Here is a 23,840-nt window from a genome sequence, read left to right on the forward strand (position 1 = left end):
TCAGGCGGGCACTCAAGAGGAAACACACCATGGCCGCACGCTTCCCGCTGCCGAACGGCGCTGTGCTGGAGATCGCCAGCGTTATGGGATCCGCCGTCTCTTTTACTGCTTTGACCAATGCGAAACCGCCGGTCGCTGCTTCTGTAGGGCATGACATCGAAAATGGCGACGTTTTGCTGATCAACTCCGGCTGGGCGCTGATCAATGACCGCGCAGTAAAAGCGTCCGGCGTTACCGCTGATGCATTTGCGCTGGCCGGTCTCAATACCACCAACACCGATAAATTCACTGTAGGTGCGGGTTCCGGCTCAGTGATCTCGGTGTCCGGATGGACGCAAATCTCGAAAGTTACGTCCTTCACATCCTCCGGCGGTGAGCAGCAATACCAAACTGTCGGCTACCTGGAGGATGACGACGACAAGCAGTTTCCAACCAACCGCAACCCGACCACGATCACTATCGTGGTGGAGGATCAGCCGACCGCTCAATACGTCGAGATTGTCGAAGGCTTCGATGACACCAAAGAGCTGGCCGTCGTGCGGATGAAGTTGCGTAACGGCGATCAGATCCTCTACCCGGGTTATGTGAGCATCACTCCTGATCCGACGATGGAGCGAAACAACGTCATGACGCGCACTATCAGCATCGGGCTTTCGGCTCGCTCGCTCCGTTACCTGGCCGGCGCATAAGGACTTCCCATGGCAAAGATCAGAATCGCTCAGAACCCTACGTTCAGGGCACTTGTGCACATCCCTGTCGTTGGGTGTGAGCCCGAGGCAATCGAGTTCACCTTCAAGTATCGCGATCGCCCGGCACTCGCCGCGCTGTTCGACGAATGGAACCTGAAGGCGAAGGAAATGCGCGAGGGATTCGGGGAGGGCACCACATTATCGGATGTCGTTGCTGCCGAAACCGAGTATCAGGTGCAGCAGATCAAGGATCTGGTAGCGGGCTGGGGCTTCGATGACAAGTTCGACGACAAGAGCATCCTCGCCCTTGTGAAGTCATGCCAGGGTACTGCCGAAGCGGTAGTGAATGCCTATCAGAGCGCATTCAATCAGGCCCGCTTGGGAAACTGAGGGCGGCCGCCGCGGCGTTGTACGAAAGCGGACCATCTGCTGAGCAGTTGGCAATCCTCGGGCTGACGGCTGCTGATTTGTCTGGTGACGATGTAGAGGTCTGGCCATGCAACTGGCCGGCCTTTCTCTTGTTCAACCGAATGTCCACACAGTGGCGGGTCGGCACCGGTGGCCCGATCGGTCTCGATTACAACTGCATTCGCGATGTCGCCGGCTTCCTCGAAATAAAGAAAAAGAAACTCGCTGAAATCTTTCCTGACCTGCAGGTGCTGGAAGGCGAAGCCCTGCGCGTCATGGCGGAGGAAAGGGAAAACAGCCCGTAACCACGGGCACTTATTCAAGGTGAGTCGATGAACATTGCAGAACTCGGCGTCAAGATCGACTCGGCCGATGCGATCGAGGCCAAAACGAGCCTGGATGAAATGGCGAAGGCCGGCGGCCGGGCCGAGCAGTCTGCCGTTTCGCTAATGAACGAAATGCAGGCGCTGGAGAAGTCGCTTTCCACCAGCGCCAAGACCACGCAGGACCTTGCCAAACAACGTGATGCGCTGGCGAAGCTGACCAAAACAGGCGCCTATGGCGAGGCGGAGGCCGCGAAGATCTCGGCGCAGCTCGACAAGCAGCAGGTAGCGCTGGCCAAGTCGACCATGGATGAGCAGAAGGCACTGAACAGCCTGTTGGGCGCCATTGACCCGGCCCGCGCCGCGCTGGCAAAGCTGGATACTCAGGTCGAGCAACTGGGCAAACATCTGGATGCCGGTCGGATCAGCCAGGACGAGTACAACACCGCCCTGAGCAAGATCGATAAGGACTACGACAAACTCAACAGAACCACCACCGGTTTCGACAAACTGCGACTTGGCACGCGCCAGGCACAGGAAAACGTCGTGCAACTGGGGAATGCGCTGTCTTCGGGAGACTGGGGTAGCGGCGTTCGCGCAGTCGCACAACTGGGCGCTGGTGCGGGCGAGGGGGCAGCAGGCTTGCTTGCGATCCTTGGCCCGCTTGCGCTGGCCACCGCCGCAGTGGGTGGGCTGGCATACGCTTTCTACAAGGGCAGCGAAGAGCAGGACAGCTACAACAAATCGCTAATCCTCACCGGCAATTACGCCGGTGTGAGCGCCGGGCAATTGGGCGATATGGCCCGTCAGGTGAGCGCAACCGTTGGCACCACTGGCCAAGCAGCAGCCGTGCTGGCTCTGCTGGCCGACAACGGAAAGATCGCCGGCGAGAGCTTCACCGGCATCACCCAAGCCGCCGTGTCGATGAAGGAAGCGACAGGCAAGGCCGTCAGCGAGACGGTGGCCGAGTTCGCCAAGATCGCCGACGACCCGGTCAAGGCGTCTGCGGCGCTGAATGAGCAGTACCACTATCTGACCGCTTCAGTTTACTCGCAGATCACTGCACTTGAGAAGCAGGGCGACCATGCAGGCGCCGTGAAGCTGGCCACCGAGTCATTCGCTGATGCAATCAACGAGCGCACGCCGCGAATCCTCGAGAATCTGAGTTTCTGGGAGAAGGGCTACAACGCCGTTGCTCGGGCTGCTGATGGATTGAAGAATATCGGGCGCAGCGATATCGGCGCCGATATCGAGCAAGCCCAGCGCGACTTGGCAGGTGCGCAGGCAGGCAATGTCGGCCTGTTCCAGAACAAGCAGGAGATGATTGATCTCTACCAGAATCGTCTCAACATGCTGGAGGATCAGAAAGCAGCAGAAGCCGATATCGCTAAGTGGCAGGGCGAGCAGGCGAAAGCTCAGGGCGATGCCGTCTCCTCAATGGCGAAGGTCGACGCTCTCACCAAGTCAGCGTGGACGAATGAGCAGAAGCGCACTGACGCGATCAAGGAATACAAGCGTCAGCTCGAAGACATCCGAACGGTCGCGCCGAACGATCCTCGCCTGAATCAGGCGGTGATTGATAAGAACATTGCGAACATCAACGACCAGTTCAAGGATCCGAAAGCAGCTGGCTCGCAGGTCGATCTGACCGGCTTCAATAACGCCAAGAACAACTTGACAGCCATCAGCGAAGAGTACAAAAACGCCCAGAAGGAACTGGACGCCGCGCAGAAGGCAGGACTCGTTTCTCAAGCTGACTACGCCTTGAAACGCGAAGCGCTGATCGGCAACGAGCGCGACGAGGCAACCGCAGCCTACGAGGCAGAGATTGCTGCACTGGAAGCCGCGAAGGCGAAGAAGACCACCTCTGCCGCGCAAAGCATCCAACTGGATCAGAAGATCGCCGACGCCCGCGCGGGCATGGTCAAAGCGCAGAAGGATGCGGACAGCCAGCTCGATGTCCTGGCCACGAACGAAACTGGCCGCCTCGCTCGACAAGAGCGTGCCATAACGACCTACGTTCAGGCCTTGGCTCAGCAGCAGCGTGCGCTGGAGCTGGCAGGGCAGCGCGCGGTTCTTGGCGTCGGGCAGGGCGATCGCCAGAACGCACTCAACAGTGAGTTGAACAGCCAGCAGGATCGGTTCGCACAGCAGTCGCTGGAACTGGCAAATCAGAAGTCCGACCCGTCGCGGAATATGTCGGAGGAGGAGTTCGCCCGTAAGTCGCAGGCTCTCGCCGATGCGAACCAGGCCGCAACCGATCAGATCCGGCAGAACTACGCGGATGTTGAGGCGGCGCAGGGTGATTGGACCAAGGGCGCGACATCGGCCTGGGCCAACTATCTGGACTCGGCGAGCAACATTGCCGGCCAGACGAAAACCCTGTTCGGCAATGCCTTCAGCTCGATGGAAGACGCGGTCGTCAACTTCGCCATGACGGGGAAGCTGTCGTTTGCTGACTTCACTAAATCGATTCTGGCGGACATGGCGCGGATCGCGACCCGTCAGGCCAGTTCTGCGTTGCTGAGCAGCCTCGTCGGTGCTGCCACCAGTTACTTCACTGGCGGAGGCGGCGGTAACGGGCTGGCGGCTGGATCTGCTGGTGCGACGTCTTCGAATCTCGGCGCGTCCTCGGCAGGGTACTCCAGCACCTACTTCCCGCAGGCGCTCGGCGGTGCCTGGTCGTCGGGTGTGCAGATGTTCGCCAACGGTGGCGCCTTCACCAACAACATCGTCAGCACGCCGACCGCCTTCGGGATGGCCGGTGGCGGGGCGGGCGTGATGGGCGAGGCGGGGCCGGAGGCGATCATGCCGCTGACCAGAACCGCAAGTGGAAAGCTGGGCGTTATCGCGGCCGGTGGCGGCTCCGGAACCTCGATCAGCATCAGCGCACCGGTGACAGTGATGACGCAAGATAGGAGCTCCGAAGGCATGCAGATTGACCAGCAAGCCCTGTCGAAAAACCTTCAGTCGCAAATGCAGGCCGTGGCCGAAAAAGCTGTGGCTGATTCTTGGCGCGCGGGCGGCACCAGCTTCCGAAATGCAAACGGGAGGGCCTAATGGCCATCGAGAAATTCACTTGGCCAACCGGGCGCGGGGAAACACCCGATATCAACTATCGGGTGCGCTCCTCGAAGTTCGGCAATGGCTACGCCCAAAACGTCGGCGACGGACCGAACAACAAAGAGGACTCCTATCCAATCACCTGCGTCGGGCACAAGGCCAAGGTGCAGCAGATCATGGCGTTCCTCGATAGGCACGCCGGGGCAAAAGCGTTTCTCTGGACAACGCCGCTCGGCGAACTCGGACTGTTCACCTGCAAAAATCCCGCTCCCACACCAATGGGCGGTGAGGTCTTCAAACTCACTGCCACGTTCGAGCGGGCATTCAAACCATAAGGGGCAATCATGCCGCTGATCAGTGACATCCAGGTGCTTGAACCTGGCAGCGAAGTGCTGCTCTTTGAATTGGACGGCACGGACTACGGTGCGGACGTTCTGCGCTTCCACGGGCACGCGATTCCGCACTCGGCGGCCGAACTGATCGCCGCCGGCGACAATGCCGATCAATTACCCGCGAAGGCCATCTACTGGCAGGGCAACGAATACAGCGCCTGGCCAATGCAGATCGATGGTATCGAGGCGAACGGGGACGGCACAGCGGTTCGGCCAACTCTGTCTGTGGGCAACGTCAACGGGCGTATCACAGCGCTTTGTTTGGCGTTCGAGGATCTACTCGAGTTCAAGCTGACGATGCGCCACACCTTGGGCACCTACCTCGACGCGGCGAACTTCCCGGCCGGCAATCCGACGGCCGACCCAACCCAAGAGACGATCGAGGTCTGGTACATCGACCAGAAGACGAACGAGGACGGGGAAAACGTCAGCTGGGAGCTTGCCAGCCCGGGCGACGTCGGCAACGAGTCGATTGGGCGGCAGGCCACGACGCTGTGCCACTGGTGCCTAACTGGCGGCTACCGCGGACCGAACTGCGGCTACACCGGCCCCTACGTGACCAAGGATGGCGTCGTCACAGATAACCCCGAACTGGACGAATGCGACGCCACCCTGGGCAAGGGCTGCATCCCGCGGTTCGGCGAGGGCAACCCGCTGCCGTTCGGTGGCTTCCCGGCCGTTTCCCTGATCGCACGGAGCTGACATGCGAAAGCACATCTTGAATGCGATCCAGGCGCACGCGGCGGCCGAGTACCCGAAAGAGTGCTGCGGTCTGCTGCTGGCGATCGGACGCAAGCAACAATACTTCCCCTGCATCAATGTCTCGACGGAGCCGAATGAAGAGTTCCGAATCGATCCAGAGGAATATGCGGCGGCGGAAGACGTCGGGGAAGTGATCGGCGTGGTGCATTCGCATCCGGACGCCACCAGCCGGCCGTCACCGCGCGACCTCGCCATGTGCGAAGCCACGGCCATGCCTTGGCACATCCTGAGTTGGCCCGAGGGCGATCTGCGAACCATCGTGCCGAACGGTGAGGTGCCGCTACTGAGGCGCCCGTTTGTGCACGGTGCCTGGGACTGCTGGCAGGTCTGCGCCGACTGGTACAAGCGCGAGTGGGGGCTGGAGTTCGAAGCTTTCAAGCGCGCCGATGGCTGGTGGGAAAGCAAGGATAACGCCAGCCTGTACGAAGCGAACTACGAGTCCGCCGGGTTCTACCGCGTCGACCAGCCGCAGCGCGGCGACATGATCGTGATGGAAGTGGGGCGCACGGTTTACCCAAACCACGCCGGGATTTTCCTCGGCGCCGATCCCGCCTTGCCAGGTGAGGATGCCGCGACATTCGGGCCGGGGCCTTTCCTGCTGCACCACCTGTACGGAAGGCCGTCTGAGGTCATTGTCTTCGGCGGGCCTTGGCTCGACCGCACACGCCTGATTTTCAGGCACAAAGATGCACAGCCATCCAAATAATACGCCGTTGGAGATTGAGATGTTATCTAGAAAAACTGATGTACTGCCAAGCGCGAAGCTGGTAATGGCCGGGGTGGGCTTAGGCATTTACTTGAAGAAGGTGGACAAAATCACTCCACCTCCCGGAATTTCAAGTAAACCTAAATAGACTTAGGCTGCTCAAAAACTGCCTTGATCCGCTCCAGATTTGGCTTAGTTATCCCATTCGCGTTATATGAATGAGCCATCTCCAGCGCATGTCCAAGAGCCTCATCAAGCCCCGCATTGCCCTGTGCTTTTTTTAGTTGCATCACCAATCCGTGGAGAATGCTGCTGATCGTGAGGATATCGTCGCCGTGCGAGTTGATAGCTTCAATTAGTTTATTCTGATCTACCACATTGACCTCCAGGTCATAAACGCGCCGAAATTGGCGCAATCCCAGTCCTTGGGCTTGCAGGCAAAGGACTGGGGAATCCATTGCGTGAGGGCAAGAGGCTACTATCGGAGATCGCCGGGGCGTTACTGGGGATTCGTACAGGCGAGAAAAAGCCCGGCTGGGCCGGGCTAATCCTGGAGTGCGAAACTCTGCGGATCAAGAATTTCAAGCAGCATCTGGTCATGCTCCGCGCGTGATGCTCTGTAGAACATGCACCTATCCAGCAGAATACTTTTCATGCTTCTTGCAGAAGCGAGATGCCTTGGCTCCACGGAGATCGTCGCGGTTTTGCCACTCCGGGTGTCAGTGACTTCGAGGTGGTAGCGCCCAATCAAACCGTCTTCTCGCTGGGTATGTCCAAGGTGTTTGAAGGTGAGGTTAGGTTCTGGTACGGCAACCTCGATCTGACGACAAGTAGTCACGGCTTCTCCGCATCGGTCAAAAGTTTCGTTAAGAAAGGAAATTCAATGCAGCAGACTTGATCGATTTGTTCGCGCACATGTTGATGCGTAGCGCTGTCATGTGTAGCTATCGTAAGGTAATAGTTTTGGCCTTCATGCTGAGCGAAGACAATCCATTCTCCGCTTAAAGCTTGCCTTTCTGCGAGCCTTTGCCAGTTCCCGCTAACAATGTCTTCAACCAGTGCAGGCACGTGGTGTGGTTCGATGAATCGTTCTTCGCCAGCATCCTCTGCGTCCCGAATCATCTGCTTGAATAGGGGGCTTTTAAACCAAGTTAGCCCCTTCTGAATGTTCTGCGCCATGGAGGCGAGACCATCCTGCATATAGTGCTTGTGCCACAGACCTTTCAGCGGAGGGTGACGATTTTGAATAGGTGGTTTCAGCCGGCTGGGTCTACCAGCTTCAAGTTCCTCGATCTCTCTGATGATTTTCGCCGGATTCTGATGGCCAGATAACGCACCACCGAGTAATTGCAGGGCGAGAAGGGTACTGTAACGACCCGGTGCCGCTCTATTTAGACCAATCATTCGGACGAATTTTTGAAGATCTACATCCGGGGTTTGCTCTGGCATATGGCGTCTTCAATCATAAGAATGGGACTTCGAACAAAGTAGCATATGCCACGCTGCTGGTTTTAGAACAATCGACGTACTGCTACATTGCCCTCATTTCCACAGGAGTGACCTGCATGAAATTGATCGTAGGAGCGCTGGCTGAGCTGAGTGCAGCCCCCGATTTGTCATCGGGGTCGTAAATGGAGCTGTCTCGCTTAAACGAGCTCTTTTTCGAGCACAATTGCGTGGCTTCCATGCAGCTCGAAATGGTGGATTTTAAATACAGCCTCACGCTGACTATGAGTTCCTCGGAACATCCAGAAACCGAGGGTGTGACGGCTGTTTTTCATGACGTCAGCGCACTGAACCTAAGCGGCTTCGGAGGCGGACCAACCCAATTCATGGACCTCGTCGTGACTCGCATCGATGACGGTCTGGATAGAATCCGGTACGAGCTGAGGGATATTGAGGACGAAAAAATTTCGTTCTACTTCTTCACCTTCAGCGTGCGAGACCATAAGGAGTAAATATGCGGATTGTGATAGGGGCGTTGGCGGTAGCGCTGTTGGCGGGGTGTGCGACTTCGCCGACGCCTTCCAATGAAGCCAAGCAGGCGCCGGCCAGTCAGCTGTCGGCCTACCAGGCCAAGCCATCAGGGCCATATGGGACACTGCAAGTGATCCGCGACTCTGGGCAGACCGGAAGCCTTTGTTCAATGGCCGTTTTTATCGATGGCAAACAGGCCGCCAAGCTCGACCCAGGCCAAAAGGCGTCGTTCTTTCTGCCGCCTGATTCGGTTTCAGTTGGCGCCGCTTACACCGGCTCTGGCATCTGCTCCATGGGTGCAGCCCGAGTGGAGCGGGAAGCGATCGTGAAAGACGGCGCTATCAAGAAATACCGAGTTTTCACCGGGGGCGATGGGCAGATCGACATACTGCCCACGACTCTCTGAACAGACCGCCTCCGGGCGGTTTTTTATTGCCTGGAGAATGGCATGTGCTCAGCAATTACCCACACGCCAATGACGAAAGTCATGTTGTCCGGCTCGCTTGCGAAGAAGTTTTTTCGAAGCAAGCCATTCCTCCTCGACGGCGGATCGGCCGTGGAGGTGTTCCGTGCGCTCAATGCGACCATTGATGGGTTCGCCGAGGAAATTAAACGACTGGAGCGCCTTGGACTGAAGTTTGCGATCTTCCGCAATCGCGCAAACATCGGAATGGACGGATTCGATCTCGGCGGTACACGGGAAATCCGCATTGTTCCAGTGATTGGTGGCAGCAAGCGTGCCGGCGGGTTACAGACCATTATCGGCACAGTGATGATCGCCGCAGCCTATGTACTGTCATTCACTCCGTTTGCAGCCGCATCGCCGTTTTTGTATGCGGCCGGCGCGTCTATGGCGATCGGCGGCGTGATCCAAATGCTCAGCCCGCAGGCCTCAGGCTTGAAGCAAAGCGCATCCCCAGAAAACTCCCCGTCCTACGCCTTCGGCAGTGCCAAGAACACCACGGCCAGCGGCAACCCGGTACCGATCTGCATCGGCGAACGTCGGTGGGGCGGGATGATCATCTCGGCGTCGATCTTGGCTGAAGATAAGACGTAGCAGCAAAACCCCTCACCTAAACAAGGAGGGATTGGCCCTCCAAGGTGAAGGAGGGCTTTTGATGGGAAAATCGTTTCCACTGATTCGCGCAATTACTTGGAATTTAATCCGCTTTGCTATCTGCGCGATGAAGCTTTACGCGAGCCTCAGCGCTTGTGACCAAACCGCCCTTGAAGCGGTTTTTTTATGCCTGGAGGAAAGCATGGGTGTAGCGCAACAGATCGAGATTTACGGCGAGAAGGGCGGCAGCAGCAAGCCGAAGTCGCCGACCGAAGCCAGCGACAGCCTGCGCTCGACCAACTTGGCAAAGCTGCTAATCGCTGTGGGCGAGGGCGAATTCGACGGCGTCCCAACTGATTACGACATCTTCTTGGACAACACGCCGATCCGCGATGCCAGCGGCAACTACAACTTCCCGAATGTGAAGTGGGATTGGCGGCCTGGCTCGGTGGATCAGACCTACATCCCGGGCATTCCGTCCGTGGAAAACGAGACGTCGCTGAATATCGAGCTACGCAACGATTCGCCGTGGGTGCGATCAATCACCAACACTCAGCTTTCCGCCGTGCGCATGCGTTTGGCTTGGCCTGCGCTGCAACGGTCTGATGACCAGGGGAACGTCGGCGGTTACCGCATCGAATACGCGATCGACGTCGCTACCGACGGCGGCGCTTATCAGCAGATGCTGGTGGATGCGGTCGACGGCAAGACCACGACACGCTACGAGCGCTCGCGCCGTATCGATTTGCCGGATGCAACCACTGGCTGGCAAATCCGCGTGCGCCGCCTGACGCCGAACCAGAACACCAACAAGATCGCCGACACCATGCTGGTGGCCGGTTACACCGAAGTCATCGACGCCAAGCTGCGCTACCCGAATACTGCGCTGCTCTACATCGAATTCGACGCCGAGCAGCTCACCAACATCCCGGCCGTCACTGTGAAGTGCAAGGCCCGGCGCTGGATGGTGCCGAGCAACTACGACCCGATCCTGCGCGCCTACACCGGGACGTGGGACGGCTCGATGAAATCGGCATGGACCAACAACCCGGCGTGGATCACATACGGCATTTGCACCGAAGACCGGTTCGGCCTGGGCAAGCGCATCAAGCCGTTCATGGTCGACAAGTGGGAGCTGTACCGCATTGCCCAGTACTGCGACCAGTTGGTGCCGAACGGTCTGGGCGGACAAGAACCGCGCTTCCTCTGTGACATGAACCTGCAGGGCAAGGCTGACGCCTGGTCGCTGCTGCGCGATATCTCAGCGATTTATCGGGGCATGACGTACTGGGCGCAGGGTCAGTTGGTGATGCAGGCGGACATGCCGCGCGCGCAGGACTTCGACTACGTCTTCACCCGAGCAAACGTCATCGATGGCAAATTTTCGTATGGCAGCGCCTCGGCGAAGACTCGTTACACCCGAGCGCTGGTGAGCTACGACAACCCGGCGAACAACTACGACACCGACGTCATTCCATTCGCCGACCTAGATCTGCAACGCCGTTACGGCGACCGGCCGACCGAACTGAGCGCCATTGGCTGCACCCGCGCCTCCGAGGCTCAGCGCCGTGGTAAGTGGGCGATCCTCAGCAATAATCAAGATCGCACCGTATCGTTTAAGACCGGCATGGAAGGCGTGATTCCGCTGCCTGGCCATATCATCCCGGTTGCCGATTCGCTGCTCGCTGGTCGTGAAGTCGGCGGCCGGATCTCGGCAGTGGCGGGGCGGGTGATCACTCTCGACCGCGACACCCAAGCCAAGGCCGGTGATCGGCTGATCATCAACCTGCCGGGTGGCCGTGCAGAAGGTCGCACCGTGCAAAGCGTCAACGGCCGTGCCGTGACAGTCACGGTTGCCTACAGCGAACCGCCGGTGGTGCAGTTGCAATGGGCGCTCGATGCCGATGATTTGGCGATCCCGCTTTACCGTGTGCTGCGCACGAAGCGCACCACCGAGGGCGATTACGAAATCAGCGCGCTCCAGTTCGAACCGAGCAAGTTCGCCTTCATCGACACCGGCGCACGCCTGGAAGAACGTCCAATCAGCGTGATCCCGATCACCGTTGTTCCGGCGCCGGCGAGCGTTTCGCTGTCGTCGACTTCATCGGTTGTGCAGGGTCTGGCCGTGGCCACGATGACTATCAGCTGGCCGGCCGTGGATGGCGCGGTCGGCTATGACGTGGAATGGCGAAAAGACAGCGGCAACTGGATCAAGCTGCAGCGCACCGGCATGACCAACGTGGACGTGGTTGGCATCTACGCCGGCGCGTACGTGGCCCGCGTCCGCGCGGTGAGTGCCTTCGACATTACGTCGCCGTGGCGCAACTCGATCCTGACCAACCTCAGCGGTAAGCAGGGGTTGCCACCGGCGCTGGCGTTCTTGACCGCAACACCGTTGCTGTTCGGCATCTATCTCAAGTGGGGGTTCCCTGCAGGCGCCGAGGACAGCCAGCGCACGGAGATCTGGTATGGCCCGACAACTGAACTGGGCACCGCGACGAAGCTGACAGACCTAGCCTATCCGCAGAGTGATTTCTCCATGCTCGGCCTGCGCGCCGGTGTGACCTTCTATTTCTGGGGGCGCATCGTCGACAAAATCGGAAACATCGGGCCTTGGTATCCGATCGGCCTTGGCGTACAGGGGCAGTCGAGCTCAGAGGCCAGTCCAATTCTCGAACTGATTAAAGGGCAGATCACTGAAACAGAACTCGGGCAGGACCTGTTAGACGAGATCAACAAGATCCCGGGCTTGCAGGAGCAGATCGATGCGCTCGACGGCCTGAAAGGCTACGACCCGGAAGAACCCTACGCCGAATACGACCTGGTGGTGCAGGGCAAGCGGATCTATCAAGCCACTGGCCCGGTACCTATCCAAACCCCGCCGCCGAACTCGCTCTACTGGCTCGACGTTGGGCAGACCGTTGAGACAGCGAACGGACTTGCCCAGCAGGTGGCTACCAACACTGCCGAGATTACCGAACTCGACGGTGTGGTCACTGCGCAAGCAACGGCCTTTCAGGCGTTGCGGGCATCTTTCCGTGATGACGACGGCGAGGGTGAGCTGGCGGATGCGCTTAAAGGCTGGACGAGCACCGCTGCCATCGCTACCGAGGAGAAGGTCAGGGCGTCTGAAAATGAGGCAATGGCCAGAAGGGTTACTACCTTCGACGCAAGGATTGGAGAGAACGCAGCCAATATTACCGAACTTGAAGAAGTGGTGGTCACGAACGAGTCGGTAACGGCGACGAAGATTGACCAGTTGAACGTCTCTGTCGGCGACAACTCTGCGGCTATTCAACAGACCTCTTCGGCCTACGCGGACACAGCCGGCAAGTTGAGCACGATGTGGTCTGTGAAAATGCAGGTCACGGCGAATGGACAGTACGTCGCGGCGGGTATCGGCCTTGGCATCGAGAACACCGGAGCCGGTCTGCAAAGCCAGTTCCTTGTGAGTGCCGACAGGTTCGCCATTGTCAACACTATCGCCGGCGGGGCCATCGCAGTGCCGTTCGCTGTGCAGGGTGGGCAGGTCTTTATGAATTCTGCGTTCATCCAGGACGGCACAATCACCAACGCGAAGATCGGTAGCTACATCAGTTCCACCAACTACATCGCCGGCCAGCAAGGCTGGATCCTCAATAAAGACGGAACTCTGGAAATCAACGGCATCGTCCCTGGACAAGGGCGGCTGGTCATCAACTCACTGAACGTCTCGGTCTACGACGCCAACAATGTGTTGCGCGTCCGTCTCGGCTATTTGGGGTAATCAATGGCGCTATTTGGACTGCGTGTCTTTAACGAGAGCGGTCAGCTCGCTATGGACACCAACAGCTTCACCTATCAGGTGCTCTGGCAGGGCGTCATCGATTTCAGCGGGGCTGTGCCCAGCTATACGCTGAATATCCCCGGCTTCAATCCCGCCAATTGCGTGTTCATGATCATCCCGACGAGGGCACAGGACGTGCAGCCATCCGAGACGGACGGCAGCGCTAACCAAAAATCCTATCCATTCGTCACCACTGCGGCAGGCCAAGTTGTTGTACTCAAGAAAAACCCATCAGCGAGCGCTTCCACAATCGGGTCAACGGTAGTGGCTAAGGCTTACGCGATTAGGTATGCGACATGATTTACGGTTTTCAGAGCATCAATGACAACGCTTTCGTGCAAATCGACTCGGAGGCTCCACGGCTTTGTATGTTGACGCGAGGATCGTATTCAGGGACGGGCAACGCCACGGCGACATTTCCTCGCGCAGTAACTAGCCAAGATCCGCCGCTTGTTTTCATTCGGCCGGATCAGACGGGAGTAATTCAGGTTCCGTATTCAGTCTGGTTCACCGGAGGGCCTGGAAATTGGACGGGGTTTTCGATGAACGCCTCAAAGGTCAACGAGTCGTTGAGCGGTCAGTATTTCGTTGCGGCATGGGCGTCGATGGGTACCGCCTCTTATGGCCTTCGCTTATGGGATCAGAACGGTGCGCTTTGCTACGACAGCGGTGCGCCGGCGGTCATCGTGACATTCGCGGCGGGAGACTGGACCTATTTGGGGACCGAGCAGTTAAGCGTTGGGCGCCGGTATCTATGGGGAATCAATAAAGCGCTTGGGGCAGGGGAATACGTATCTATAAACCCCTTCACTATGGCCTGTCATAACGAAGGCACCGGCGGTAGTTGTGCGATCGGCGTGGATTACGCCAACGGCCGAATCATGATGTACAGCCTCGCTTTCACTGCATGGACAAATCAGGGCCACCGCCCATTCCTCTGCGCCAAATTGCTGGCCTGACTCTTTCATTTTCTGGAGATACGCAATGCCCTGGTACAAAACCGGGACGGTTTCTGTCGTCCAAAATACCAACGCTGTAATCGGAACGAGCACTGCTTTCATTGCCAATGCCCGGGTCGGTGATGCTTTCCGTGGCCCTGACGGTGGCTGGTACGAAGTCACCAACATCGCCAGTGATACCGCGCTGTCGATCTCGCCAAACTATCAGGGTTCGACCAACGCATCTGGCGCCTACGCTCTCGCCCCTATGCAAGGCTATGTGAAGGATTCGGCTGATTCGCTCCGCGCGCTGGTCAATCAGTTTGGTGGCGTGCTGGCGGTGCTGGGGCAAACGCCCACCCTGCCCGGAGTGCGGGCGTCTCTCAATCTCACCAACACCGACGGCCTACCGGAGGGACTTACCAACAAATATGCAACCTCTGAAAATGTTCGCGCGGCCACGCTCAATGGTTTAGACCTTTCGGTTAAGACGCCAGTTGTCGCGACCGATACGTTACTTGTGGCAATCGGGAAGCTTCAGGCAGGCAAGGCTGCCATCGGCACCGGGGTATCCGCCGGATACATAGAGGGGCTTATTCCTCAATGGAACTCGTCCACATCTCTGGCGATTTCGCCCGGCACGGCCTATATCCCAGGCACCGGCAAGCCTCTTGCCGTGCCAACTGCTCTGACCCTTTCAGGGCTGTCACTGACTTCCAACACCTGGTATTACCTGTACCTTTATGAAAATGCGGGAGCTCCAGCATTGGAGTTGGTGACAACTCCTCCCGCGGCGCCTTACTCGGGCACGGCAAGAACAAAAACGGGCGATACCTCCCGTAGATTCGTGTTTGCTGTGAAATCGAACGCTGGTGTTGGCATGCAGAGTTTCCAGATCGATTCGATGGGGATTGCTCGTTACCGAGCGCTTCTATCTGCGGCACCATTCCGGGTCGTCGCCGGCGCCAACCAGACCGCACCGACGACCGTATCTCTTCGTGACATGGTTCCTCTAACTACTCAAACCGCCGCGATCATCGCAGTACAAGGTGGAACCCCGGTTTTGTTCTTGGGGCTCCCGGGAGATGCAGCCGCAGTTTTCAACCGGGTCTCAGCCGGCTCGCAAGTGCCGATGACGGTTCTTCTAGACAGCGGTGGACAGTTTTCTTTCTGGAACTCAACCACCGGTGGGGCTGCCACTTTCGATGTTGCTGGCTATGGGATGGATAGATAAATGGGATACGCGATCACTGAGACAGGCTGGCGCGCTGTCGGACCCGAGCATGAACTGGCGCCTGATGAAACCTACGTTGAAACACTGCCAGACTGGCTAGTTGAGGCAGCCAAGAAAGCTGATGCGGTTCGCTCATCTCAGAGCACTGCCAACCAGCTTCGGCAGTTTGCCGACGAAAAGATCAGTCCGCTGCAAGCCGCCGTCGATATCGACGAAGTCAGCGAAGGAGACCGGGTCATCTGGAAATCTTGGAAGCGATATTTGATTGCGCTGAGCAAAACACCAGAACGCCCCGGCTGGCCTGAACAGCCCGATTGGCCGACCCCACCTGAATCCTGATACCCGCCATCGAGCGGGTATTTTTTTGCCTGGAGAAAAATATGACCATCACAGAAAGAGACCGCGACATCCTCGCCCGAACGCTATGGGGTGAGGCTCGCGGTGAAGGCACTGCGGGGCAAATCGCCGTCGCCTGGACGATCCGAAACCGCGTATTCGATGGAAGGGATAAGTCGTGGTGGGGGGAAGGGTATGCAGGCGTGTGCCAGGCCAAGTACCAGTTCAGCTGCTGGAACAAGACAGACCCGAATTATCAGTTCCTGATCGGTGTGAAGCAGATACCGTTCCGCGAGCTGGCGCAGTGCCGGATTGCCGCCGACCAGGTGATCGACGGCAAGGTGCCTGATCCCACCGGCGGTGCCACGCATTACTACGCGACCAGCATCAAGGCGCCGGCTTGGTCGACGAAGGCAAAGCAGACTCTAAAGCTGGGCGGTCACGTCTTCTTCAGGGATGTGCCGTGAGCTTCTGAACAAACCCTTTCCCAGCGCAGGCAGGGCAATCCTCCCGCGTATCAAAGCGATCAAGGCAGTCAGGGCATATGCAGAAGGCCGCTGACTCAATGTGCGGTCGCACCCTTTCAAAGGTCCGCAGATCCCGTTCCTCGTGCGCGACTTGCGCTGCATCTATAAGCGCTCGGTAAGCATCGGCATCGGATAGCGGTCGGTGCGTTACGCCGGCGATCATTCGTTCGGTCTCGATCAGCTGATATCGGCGACCATTCATTTCCAGCACTAGGCCTGAAATCCGCCCAATCTTCCGAGAAAGCCCCAGAGTCAGCCGCACACCACCCGCGTCAGAGTAGACCTTCCCGTCATAGGCGAAGGAAGCGCCGCGCGGCTCATCACTTTTGAAGTTGAAGATTGACCGGCTGATAGTACCCAGCAGATTCCCGTTATCGATCTGAACGACGTCATAGGTCGAGGCACCGCGGTAGTGTCCGGTAGAGTCCTGCAGCTCCTCGACGGCGTGCCAGTACGCGGCGTCTGCCATCTCGTTCATGTCGAACTGCTCAAGCAGGTCTATCAGGCCTTCATTGAGGAGGGTTGCTGCCATCTCGTAAAGGGTTTCCCGATGACCCTCTGGGTTCTGTATCCGAAAGTCCTGGTCATCGATAGTTGTGCGCCATCGCTGGAGCCGGAGGGTTTTCGCTTCGTCGAAATTCATGCTGCTGGGTTCGCTGTACAAGTGCTGTATGCATGTACAGTAATTGAGAGTGGCAGGGTGAGCGAGGGTGAGGCGACGAGCTGTAGGGTTTTGGTTTTGTGTTCGGTCGGCAGGACGCCGTAGAGCAGGGACTTTCTGGTCGAAAGCCTGTAGGGACTTTTGCGGGGATTCGTGAAATACGGTTAGTCACGGTTAGGCATCGATTGCAGTGGGCGCCGTTCCAAAGGACTGTTCCGTATAGCTTTTTCGCACTCCTGCAAGCATGGGGTGCTAGGGGTCGAGTGTTCGAATCACTCCGTCCCGACCATATAATTCAAGGGGTTGCGAGATTTTATCTCGCGACCCCTTTTTATTTTATAGCGCTTTTCCCCCTACAAGACGACTGGCTCTTGCTGGAATCTTCTATCAGAGCGGCTTGATCCAGCCCTTGCCTGATCGCGCTAATTGGATTGAAATAGCGCGATGGCTTAATAGTGGCTTTTTCTACATTGCTCATTAATGATCGACGGCATTTTGGCCTCGATGCAGGGAGGCAAATCGATGCTAGCTCTTTTGAGGTATCCGACGCAGGTTGGCACCTTCTACATTGCCCAGTCGACTGACGGGCGATTTCACCCAGTGTTTGATGATGAGAGCCTGGGCAGCTATCGAAGCATTACCCATGCGATCAATGATCTGACAAGTGATGCAACTAGCTCGGTGCTGCACCCCAAAACATTTGAGTTGATGGATGCTTCTGTTCTCGGATTACCAGATGATCCTGGCGAGTGGATCCGCGTTTAGGTTTCATACGTCCCATGTCGTCGCTTCTCGGGTGCCTGCGGGCAACGTTCCTTATTTAATTTCTTAGAGCGTCGTATGGTGAGTATGAAAAAAATAGGTTTGTATGCTGGGATTTTAGGCGCTTTGGCGTCAGTAGTTGCGCTGGTATTACCAGGAACCGCCGTGTCGCAGAGCAGCAGCGGGGCAAATAGTCCGGTCATTTCTGGGAACGGCAATACCGTTAACTACCAGTCGCATACTGGGTTCCCTAGCGCTGAAACAATCAGGGCACAACGCCCTAATATCAGTGAGCGGCAGTACCAAGCGATACAACCGGGAATGACGTATGACGAGGTACTAGAAATCGTGAAAATACCCGGTAAAGAAGCCGCTAGTTCGGGGAGGGTTCAGGTCTACACTTGGGGTACTGAAGTGTATGTCTACATGACGGTGACACTGGTGGATGGCAAGGTCCAATCAAAGTCTCATTGATACCGACTCCTTTACTCCGGCGCCTTATGGTGTAGTCGACGAGTAATTTTTACCTTTTAGCAAAAATTTGCCGGCGCAGGGCAGCGCTAAGGAAGCATTTTGTCCGTCATAAATATTAAAGAGTTTCCTGCCTTTTTTCGTGCCTACAACTGGTCGAACCTGAACCACAAGGCGCGAGGGTATCCGGGCGACATATATCCCGCCTTCCCATGGATAAAATCGTTAGAAGACCGTGGCAGTTGGCTTATTAAACAGACGATAATGACTGAAGCTCCTACGGACTATGTCCGTGAGCTTCTCGCCTGGGGCGCCGGAAAGAACGATCCCCGAATGAGATTTGAGGTCGGTCTGGGCAACGTTTCACTACTGAGTATCTTCGAGCCAGTAGTTGCCAATATAGGTAGTCCCAAGGCCGCGATCACTGCGGCGCTTCAGATCCCCGGGTGCGGGTTGACCTACGCATCGAAGCTGCTGCGGTTCTTGCGGCCGGATATGCACGCTAGCCTTGATGCGCGTATACGCGAAGCAATGCTTCAAGCGGGATTGCTTAAAAAAATTTACGACAGTAATGAAGGTTCGATGGTCCGAGGCTACGTTGCATTCCAGGCCTTCTGCGCTGACCTGGTTACGCAACTCGATGCGGCGAAGATCGCCCGGCCTGGATGTAATCTTCTGGCGGCGCCAACAGAGACAGGCTGGCGAGTGGCAGACGTAGAAATGGCGTTGTTCACCTGGGCCGACCGCTCGAACCCAGGATCAGGCGCTGAGGAGCGAGATAACTAACCCTCAGTGAAAGAGGTGTGGCCCGTACCTTGGCCGCAATCAGCGTTATAAGCCTTTAAAAACCGTTACTTGATCAAAACAATCGCCCGCGCGGCACCAGCAGCCGGGAGAAAGAAAATCCTCCTTGTGCTAGCCAGCAGTCTAAGGGCAAGACCAATGGATCAACGAGCAACGTGTTTTAAACCTCGTTGGTGACTCCAAACGGAATATGTACAGATGGCACTACTGTGCTGGCTGAACGTAGATGGCCCGATTGGTCATCGAAAAAAATATGCGGTCTTAGCACACCCAATACCTTCCTCTTTTCGATACCACCCAGAAAAAACGCGTCATTGGCCATTACGCCCCAGCTTTTTAGCGTATTTAAAGCCCGTTCATGTGAAGGCGCATTGCGCGCTGTGACGATAGAAACACGGAATCGATTTTCGTAACTGGGATCGGCTCTTTTGCGTTGCTCTTCTGCAGCCTGAATCTTCCCCATCCGCACGAGAAACTCCTGCAAAGGGCCAGGATTGTGTGGTTGCATCACGTTTTTAACCTCATGGGCATGAAAGTTCGTAAGACCTTGGCGTTGCATCACCGCTTCGGACTCGTCCCCCGCCAATACCCCATCGAAGTCGAATGCAATACGCAGTGAGTTGTCCTGTTCGTCGTCGACGATCGTGGAGTCCAGCACCTGACCTGCAGGGTAGCGAGCCTTGATCGCGGCATCTACGTCCTCTTTGTTGGCAGATAGAAACAAGGCTATGTTCAATGCGGGAATGAATTCATAGGGCGAACGCCCCTGCATGAAAATAGCGCGAGTGATGCCCAGGCCGTAATGCTCGATGGTTTTCATCACGCGCAGTCCTGTGTCGGGATCATTTCTGGATAGTAGAACCACCTCCACCAATGGATCATTTTCGGGATCTGTGCTCAGGTCATTAAGTGATAGCAAGCGCCTGACGAATGAGAACGCAATACCTTTTGGCAAAGGAGTTGTCAGGTTTTCTTCCTGAAATTTTCGATAGTGTTGCTCACCTTGACTTCTGAAAACTGCGTCCGACTCGGACAGGTCGAATACGGCGCTAGATGCAACGCCGATGACTAGACGATTTTCTAGATCGTAGGGCATGAAATGTCCCTCTGAGTGATTGAGTACACGCGACCTTCCCTGTAGGTGTGATCCGGATGAAGCTTTAAGGTAGCGCACGACGGGGTATGTTTGAGTGCCTGTTTTTCTGTCCACAGTGAATCTCCCACTATTGACTACACTCGACGGGCGGGTATCGCTTTGGCTAATCCTAAACGTCACTTGAGCTGGCATTTGGACGACAGAGCATCTGAATGGACTTTTGATGAGGTCGGAATCAAATGCAAAGGCAAGGCGATTCGATTTTTCTTAGTGCTTCTGACTTGGTTGATCACCTTAACTGCCGGCACTTAACGAGCCTTGACTTAGCTGTGGCAAATGGCGAGCTAGAACGCCCTGCTATCTGGGACCCATTGCTGCAGATTCTTTGGGAGCGTGGCGCACGACATGAACAAGGCTTTGTCGAGCACCTACGATCCCAGGGTCTATACGTGACAATCATTGACGGTATCGGAGTTGATGACGAATCGGTTGAGCGCACAAGGAGCGCCATGCTCGCTGGGGATGAGATCATAGTACAAGGCGCGTTTCGCGCGAATGGTTGGGTGGGTCGCACGGATGTCCTCAAGCGAGTAGAGGCCGAGAGCAATCTTGGAGCATGGTCTTATGAGGTGATCGATACCAAGCTTGCTCGTGAGACGAAAGGTGGAACTGTCTTGCAGCTTTGCTTGTACGCCGATCTAGTCGGCACCATCCAAGGGGGTTGCCCGACACATAGCTATGTAGTTGCCCCATGGTCCGGGTATGAGCCACAGATGTATCGAATGGACGATTACGCAGCGTACTTCCGACGAGTCAAAAGCAGTCTTGTAGCTGCTATCGAGCACGCGGGGGAGGTGATCTATCCTGAACCGAAGGAGCATTGCGACATCTGTCGTTGGCAGAGTCGTTGCGACCGGAAACGTCGAGAGGATGACCATCTCTCGCTTGTGGCCGGGATTACCAAAGTCCATATCGATGAGTTAAGACGGCACGGCATAGAAACTATGACGGATCTAGCAGCGATGCCGGTTCCGCTTCCATGGAGACCCTCGCGCGGGGCGGTACATTCGTACGAGCGGGTACGAGAGCAGGCGCGCATTCAGGTCGAGGGACGCGAAGCAGGGAGCGTGCTTCACGAACTTTTACCTGTTACGGAGGGATTCGGTTTAGCGAGCTTACCCGAACCTTCAGTCGGGGATATCTTCTTCGATCTGGAGGGCGACCCATTTGCTGGGGAAGGCGGCCTTGAGTACTTGTTTGGTTATACTTTTATTGATGATAACAATGGCATCGCTTATACGGCTGACTGGGCGCTATCTCGTGAGGAGGAAAAACTGAATTTCGAGCGTTTCATCGATTTCGTCGTCGCTCGACAGGAGCAATACCCGGATCTGCACATTTACCATTTCGCACCCTATGAGCCGGCTGCTCTAAAACGGTTGATGGGGCGTCATGCAAGTCGTGAAGAAGAGATTGATGCTCTTCTGCGCTCTAAACGTTTTGTTGACCTTTACAGCGTGATACGAAATGGTCTGCGAGCGAGCGTGGAAAGTTACTCGATCAAAAAGCTTGAGCCCTTATACGATTTCAGCCGAGACACAGAACTTTCAGAAGCAAACAAGGCGCTTGCTAAGGTTCAAGCATGTCTTGAGCTGGGAGATTTAGCGTTCATCAATGATGTTGATCGTTCTGTTGTGACTGGATACAACCGAGATGATTGCGTATCTACATGGCGACTTCGGGACTGGCTAGAAATACAGCGCACCAACTTGATCAACGTTGGCAATATCATTCCTCGACCGGAAGTCCCTGGGAGCGTGCCAAGCGAGGCACTTGGTGAATGGCAAGAGAAGATCATTGGGCTTTTCGAGCGGTTGACGGACGGGGTTACTACTGATGCGGCGGAGCGCACGGCCGAGGAGCATGCTCGATGGATTCTCGCGCATTCGCTCGACTGGCACCGCAGAGAACAGAAGGCGCTTTGGTGGGAGTATTTCCGCCTTTCCGACCTTATGGCAGAAGATTTGCTCGACGAGCGAGCTGGACTTTCAGGTCTAACATTTGTGGGCGTGAATGGGGGAACCGCTAAGGCACCCATTCATCGCTACAGCTTCCCTCCTCAAGAAACGGAGATGCGCGGCAGTGAGGATTTGCACACTTTAGGAGGCAGGAAGCTAGGCAGCGTCGACGCAATTTCTCTGGATGAACGTTGGGTCGATATTAAGAAAAGAGGGGACAGTGCAAATATTCATCCTGAGGCAGTTTTTTCCCACACAGTTATTAATACGACTGTCCTCGCCAATGCACTTGTTCGCATCGGCGAACATGTCGTTGCTCATGGGATGGAGGGAGGCGGACCCTTTCAGGCCGCTCGTGATCTTCTGATGCGTCTGCCCCCTCGTATAGGAGATCAACCGATCCAGCATGAAGGTGAGCCTGCCCTAGATGCCGCACTCCGTGTTGCGGCACATATCGAAAGTGGACTGCTTCCAATTCAAGGGCCGCCAGGTGCCGGCAAGACGCACACAGGCTCACGTATGATCTGTTCTCTCGTGCAAGCCGGGAAGACTGTTGGAGTAACTGCCAATAGCCACAAGGTCATCCGCAACCTTCTCGATGGAGTTGTGAAGGCTTCTGAAGAAATGGGAATTGATGTTTGCTGCTTTCAAAAACCTTCGGAGATGGAACCAGATCAGCAGCGATTGCGATTTGTAAAAAGTAATGCTGATTTGCTAAACGCCATCGGCAGCAGAGCTAATGTGGCAGGAGGGACTGCTTGGCTGTGGGCGTCGCCTGATGCAGCGCACTCCGTAGATGTGCTGTTTATTGATGAAGCGGCGCAAATGGCGCTTGCAAATGTAATTGCTGTATCACAAGCGGCGAATAGCGTTGTGTTGCTAGGCGATCCGCAACAACTCGATCAGCCGATGCAGGGTAGTCATCCAGAAGGCACTGATGTTTCAGCTCTGCATCATATTCTTGGTGAAGAGCAGACGATTGCGTCTGACCGAGGACTTTTTCTTGCGGAGACATGGCGTCTTCATCCGGACATCTGCTCCTATACGTCCGAACTATTCTACGAGGGGCGTCTTCATCCTCGCCCAGGATTGGAGGCTCAAGCAATTCGCTCACCCGGACGCCTCAATGGTTCAGGCCTTCGCTATGTTGCAGTCGTTTCTGAAGGCAATCAGAGTTCATCGCCGGAAGAGGCTGATTGCGTTCGAACGCTCGTGGAGGAAATCCTTGCGACAGGCACTACCTGGATCGACAGGCATGGTGTTGAGCGACTGATATCGCTTCAAGATATATTAATCATTGCTCCCTATAATGCGCAGGTGTTCGAGCTGCAGGACCGCATTTCGGGCGCTCGGATCGGAACTGTCGACAAATTCCAAGGACAGGAAGCGCCGATCGTCATTTACTCGATGACAACATCAAGCTACGTCGATGCACCGCGTGGAATGGAGTTTCTCTACAGCCTAAACCGACTGAATGTCGCTACATCACGTGCAAAATGTGTTTGTGTACTCGTTGCATCGCCTACTTTGTTTGAGGCTCAATGCCGAACACCCCGCCAGATGCAACTCGCCAATGCTTTCTGCCGTTACGATGAACTTGCGACGAAAATATAGAAAAAGGAGTTAGTAATCCTGACGGCCGCTGCGTTTTCTGCTGCATCACCATGGCTCGTGATGATATGTACTCGCCAGGAGCGACATCGCGCACGCGGAGCTTGGGCTTCATTAAGTCGCAGGCTCGAAGCTTGCTGTCGATGGCCAGATCGAAGAGAGCCAGATATCTGCGTCGA

24 protein-coding genes are annotated in these 23,840 nt (G+C 56.3%); 20 read left to right on the forward strand and 4 right to left on the reverse strand.

Annotated features, from left to right (window positions below):
• Positions 1-29: 29 nt before the first annotated feature.
• From GTU76_RS15260 to GTU76_RS15290, 7 genes are read left to right on the forward strand one after another with little or no spacing between them, the layout of a single operon-like run.
• Complete coding sequence (locus tag GTU76_RS15260; protein WP_180698971.1) at positions 30-689, forward strand: phage tail protein; 660 nt, start codon at positions 30-32, stop codon at positions 687-689.
• A 9-nt stretch (positions 690-698) separates the two neighbouring features.
• Positions 699-1,079 carry a phage tail assembly chaperone gene (locus GTU76_RS15265; RefSeq protein WP_064116694.1) on the forward strand — a complete coding sequence of 127 codons (381 nt, stop codon included), beginning with the start codon at positions 699-701 and terminating at the stop codon, positions 1,077-1,079.
• A 53-nt stretch (positions 1,080-1,132) separates the two neighbouring features.
• The gene (locus tag GTU76_RS15270) at positions 1,133-1,402 is read left to right on the forward strand and encodes a DUF1799 domain-containing protein (RefSeq protein ID WP_180699024.1); all 270 of its coding nucleotides are present in this window, start codon (positions 1,133-1,135) and stop codon (positions 1,400-1,402) included.
• A gap of 27 nt (positions 1,403-1,429) precedes the next feature.
• Complete coding sequence (locus GTU76_RS15275; protein WP_180698972.1) at positions 1,430-4,480, forward strand: phage tail tape measure protein; 3,051 nt, start codon at positions 1,430-1,432, stop codon at positions 4,478-4,480.
• Positions 4,480-4,818, forward strand: a complete 339-nt coding sequence (locus GTU76_RS15280) for a phage tail protein (RefSeq protein WP_095111675.1) — start codon at positions 4,480-4,482, stop codon at positions 4,816-4,818. The genes GTU76_RS15275 and GTU76_RS15280 overlap by 1 nt, the downstream gene beginning before the upstream one ends.
• Before the next feature lie 9 nt (positions 4,819-4,827).
• Positions 4,828-5,577, forward strand: coding sequence for a phage minor tail protein L (locus tag GTU76_RS15285; protein WP_180698973.1), 750 nt, complete (start codon positions 4,828-4,830; stop codon positions 5,575-5,577).
• A 1-nt stretch (position 5,578) separates the two neighbouring features.
• Entirely contained in the window at positions 5,579-6,343 is a 765-nt protein-coding gene (locus GTU76_RS15290; protein WP_180698974.1) for a C40 family peptidase, read from the forward strand.
• A 140-nt stretch (positions 6,344-6,483) separates the two neighbouring features.
• Here the strand turns inward: GTU76_RS15290 and GTU76_RS15295 are convergent, their stop codons facing one another.
• Entirely contained in the window at positions 6,484-6,759 is a 276-nt protein-coding gene (locus GTU76_RS15295; RefSeq protein WP_128614526.1) for a hypothetical protein, read from the reverse strand.
• Positions 6,760-7,177: 418 nt separating this feature from the next.
• On the reverse strand, positions 7,178-7,792 hold the full coding sequence (locus GTU76_RS15300) for a hypothetical protein (RefSeq protein ID WP_180698975.1): 615 nt from the start codon (positions 7,790-7,792) through the stop codon (positions 7,178-7,180).
• A 182-nt stretch (positions 7,793-7,974) separates the two neighbouring features.
• On the opposite strand from GTU76_RS15300, the gene GTU76_RS15305 reads away from it, so the two are divergent.
• From GTU76_RS15305 to GTU76_RS15345, 9 genes are all read left to right on the forward strand, one after another.
• Complete coding sequence (locus GTU76_RS15305; RefSeq protein ID WP_180698976.1) at positions 7,975-8,301, forward strand: hypothetical protein; 327 nt, start codon at positions 7,975-7,977, stop codon at positions 8,299-8,301.
• 2 nt (positions 8,302-8,303) lie between these two features.
• Positions 8,304-8,726 (forward strand): hypothetical protein, encoded by a 423-nt coding sequence (locus GTU76_RS15310; protein WP_180698977.1) that lies wholly within the window; start codon positions 8,304-8,306, stop codon positions 8,724-8,726.
• Positions 8,727-8,768: 42 nt separating this feature from the next.
• A complete protein-coding gene (locus GTU76_RS15315) occupies positions 8,769-9,377 on the forward strand; it encodes a tail assembly protein (protein ID WP_180698978.1) in 609 nt (202 codons plus the stop codon).
• A 202-nt stretch (positions 9,378-9,579) separates the two neighbouring features.
• Positions 9,580-13,143 (forward strand): TipJ family phage tail tip protein, encoded by a 3,564-nt coding sequence (locus tag GTU76_RS15320; protein ID WP_180699025.1) that lies wholly within the window; start codon positions 9,580-9,582, stop codon positions 13,141-13,143.
• Positions 13,144-13,194: 51 nt separating this feature from the next.
• Positions 13,195-13,503 carry a hypothetical protein gene (locus tag GTU76_RS15325; RefSeq protein ID WP_246376045.1) on the forward strand — a complete coding sequence of 103 codons (309 nt, stop codon included), beginning with the start codon at positions 13,195-13,197 and terminating at the stop codon, positions 13,501-13,503.
• Positions 13,504-13,745: 242 nt separating this feature from the next.
• On the forward strand, positions 13,746-14,162 hold the full coding sequence (locus GTU76_RS30030) for a hypothetical protein (protein ID WP_246376046.1): 417 nt from the start codon (positions 13,746-13,748) through the stop codon (positions 14,160-14,162).
• Between the two features lie 25 nt (positions 14,163-14,187).
• A complete protein-coding gene (locus tag GTU76_RS30035) occupies positions 14,188-15,375 on the forward strand; it encodes a hypothetical protein (RefSeq protein ID WP_246376047.1) in 1,188 nt (395 codons plus the stop codon).
• Positions 15,376-15,714: a tail fiber assembly protein gene (locus GTU76_RS15340; RefSeq protein WP_180698981.1), complete on the forward strand. Its 339-nt coding sequence runs from the start codon at positions 15,376-15,378 to the stop codon at positions 15,712-15,714.
• Positions 15,715-15,755: 41 nt separating this feature from the next.
• Positions 15,756-16,178: a cell wall hydrolase gene (locus GTU76_RS15345; RefSeq protein ID WP_180698982.1), complete on the forward strand. Its 423-nt coding sequence runs from the start codon at positions 15,756-15,758 to the stop codon at positions 16,176-16,178.
• On the opposite strand, the gene GTU76_RS15350 is transcribed toward GTU76_RS15345, so the two are convergent.
• Entirely contained in the window at positions 16,162-16,881 is a 720-nt protein-coding gene (locus tag GTU76_RS15350) for a hypothetical protein (protein ID WP_180698983.1), read from the reverse strand. The genes GTU76_RS15345 and GTU76_RS15350 overlap by 17 nt on opposite strands.
• A 498-nt stretch (positions 16,882-17,379) precedes the next feature.
• On the opposite strand from GTU76_RS15350, the gene GTU76_RS15355 reads away from it, so the two are divergent.
• From GTU76_RS15355 to GTU76_RS15365, 3 genes are all read left to right on the forward strand, one after another.
• A complete protein-coding gene (locus tag GTU76_RS15355; RefSeq protein WP_246376048.1) occupies positions 17,380-17,664 on the forward strand; it encodes a hypothetical protein in 285 nt (94 codons plus the stop codon).
• Positions 17,665-17,739: 75 nt separating this feature from the next.
• Positions 17,740-18,135, forward strand: a complete 396-nt coding sequence (locus GTU76_RS15360; protein ID WP_180698984.1) for a hypothetical protein — start codon at positions 17,740-17,742, stop codon at positions 18,133-18,135.
• A 99-nt stretch (positions 18,136-18,234) separates the two neighbouring features.
• Positions 18,235-18,918 (forward strand): hypothetical protein, encoded by a 684-nt coding sequence (locus tag GTU76_RS15365; RefSeq protein ID WP_180698985.1) that lies wholly within the window; start codon positions 18,235-18,237, stop codon positions 18,916-18,918.
• Positions 18,919-19,096: 178 nt separating this feature from the next.
• Here the strand turns inward: GTU76_RS15365 and GTU76_RS15370 are convergent, their stop codons facing one another.
• Positions 19,097-20,032 carry a 5'-nucleotidase gene (locus GTU76_RS15370; RefSeq protein ID WP_180698986.1) on the reverse strand — a complete coding sequence of 312 codons (936 nt, stop codon included), beginning with the start codon at positions 20,030-20,032 and terminating at the stop codon, positions 19,097-19,099.
• Positions 20,033-20,271: 239 nt separating this feature from the next.
• On the opposite strand from GTU76_RS15370, the gene GTU76_RS15375 reads away from it, so the two are divergent.
• Positions 20,272-23,664, forward strand: a complete 3,393-nt coding sequence (locus tag GTU76_RS15375) for a TM0106 family RecB-like putative nuclease (RefSeq protein ID WP_180698987.1) — start codon at positions 20,272-20,274, stop codon at positions 23,662-23,664.
• The last annotated feature ends 176 nt before the right edge of the window (positions 23,665-23,840 follow it).

This window comes from Pseudomonas crudilactis, assembly GCF_013433315.1.
GTDB classification, from domain to species: Bacteria; Pseudomonadota; Gammaproteobacteria; order Pseudomonadales; family Pseudomonadaceae; genus Aquipseudomonas; species Aquipseudomonas crudilactis.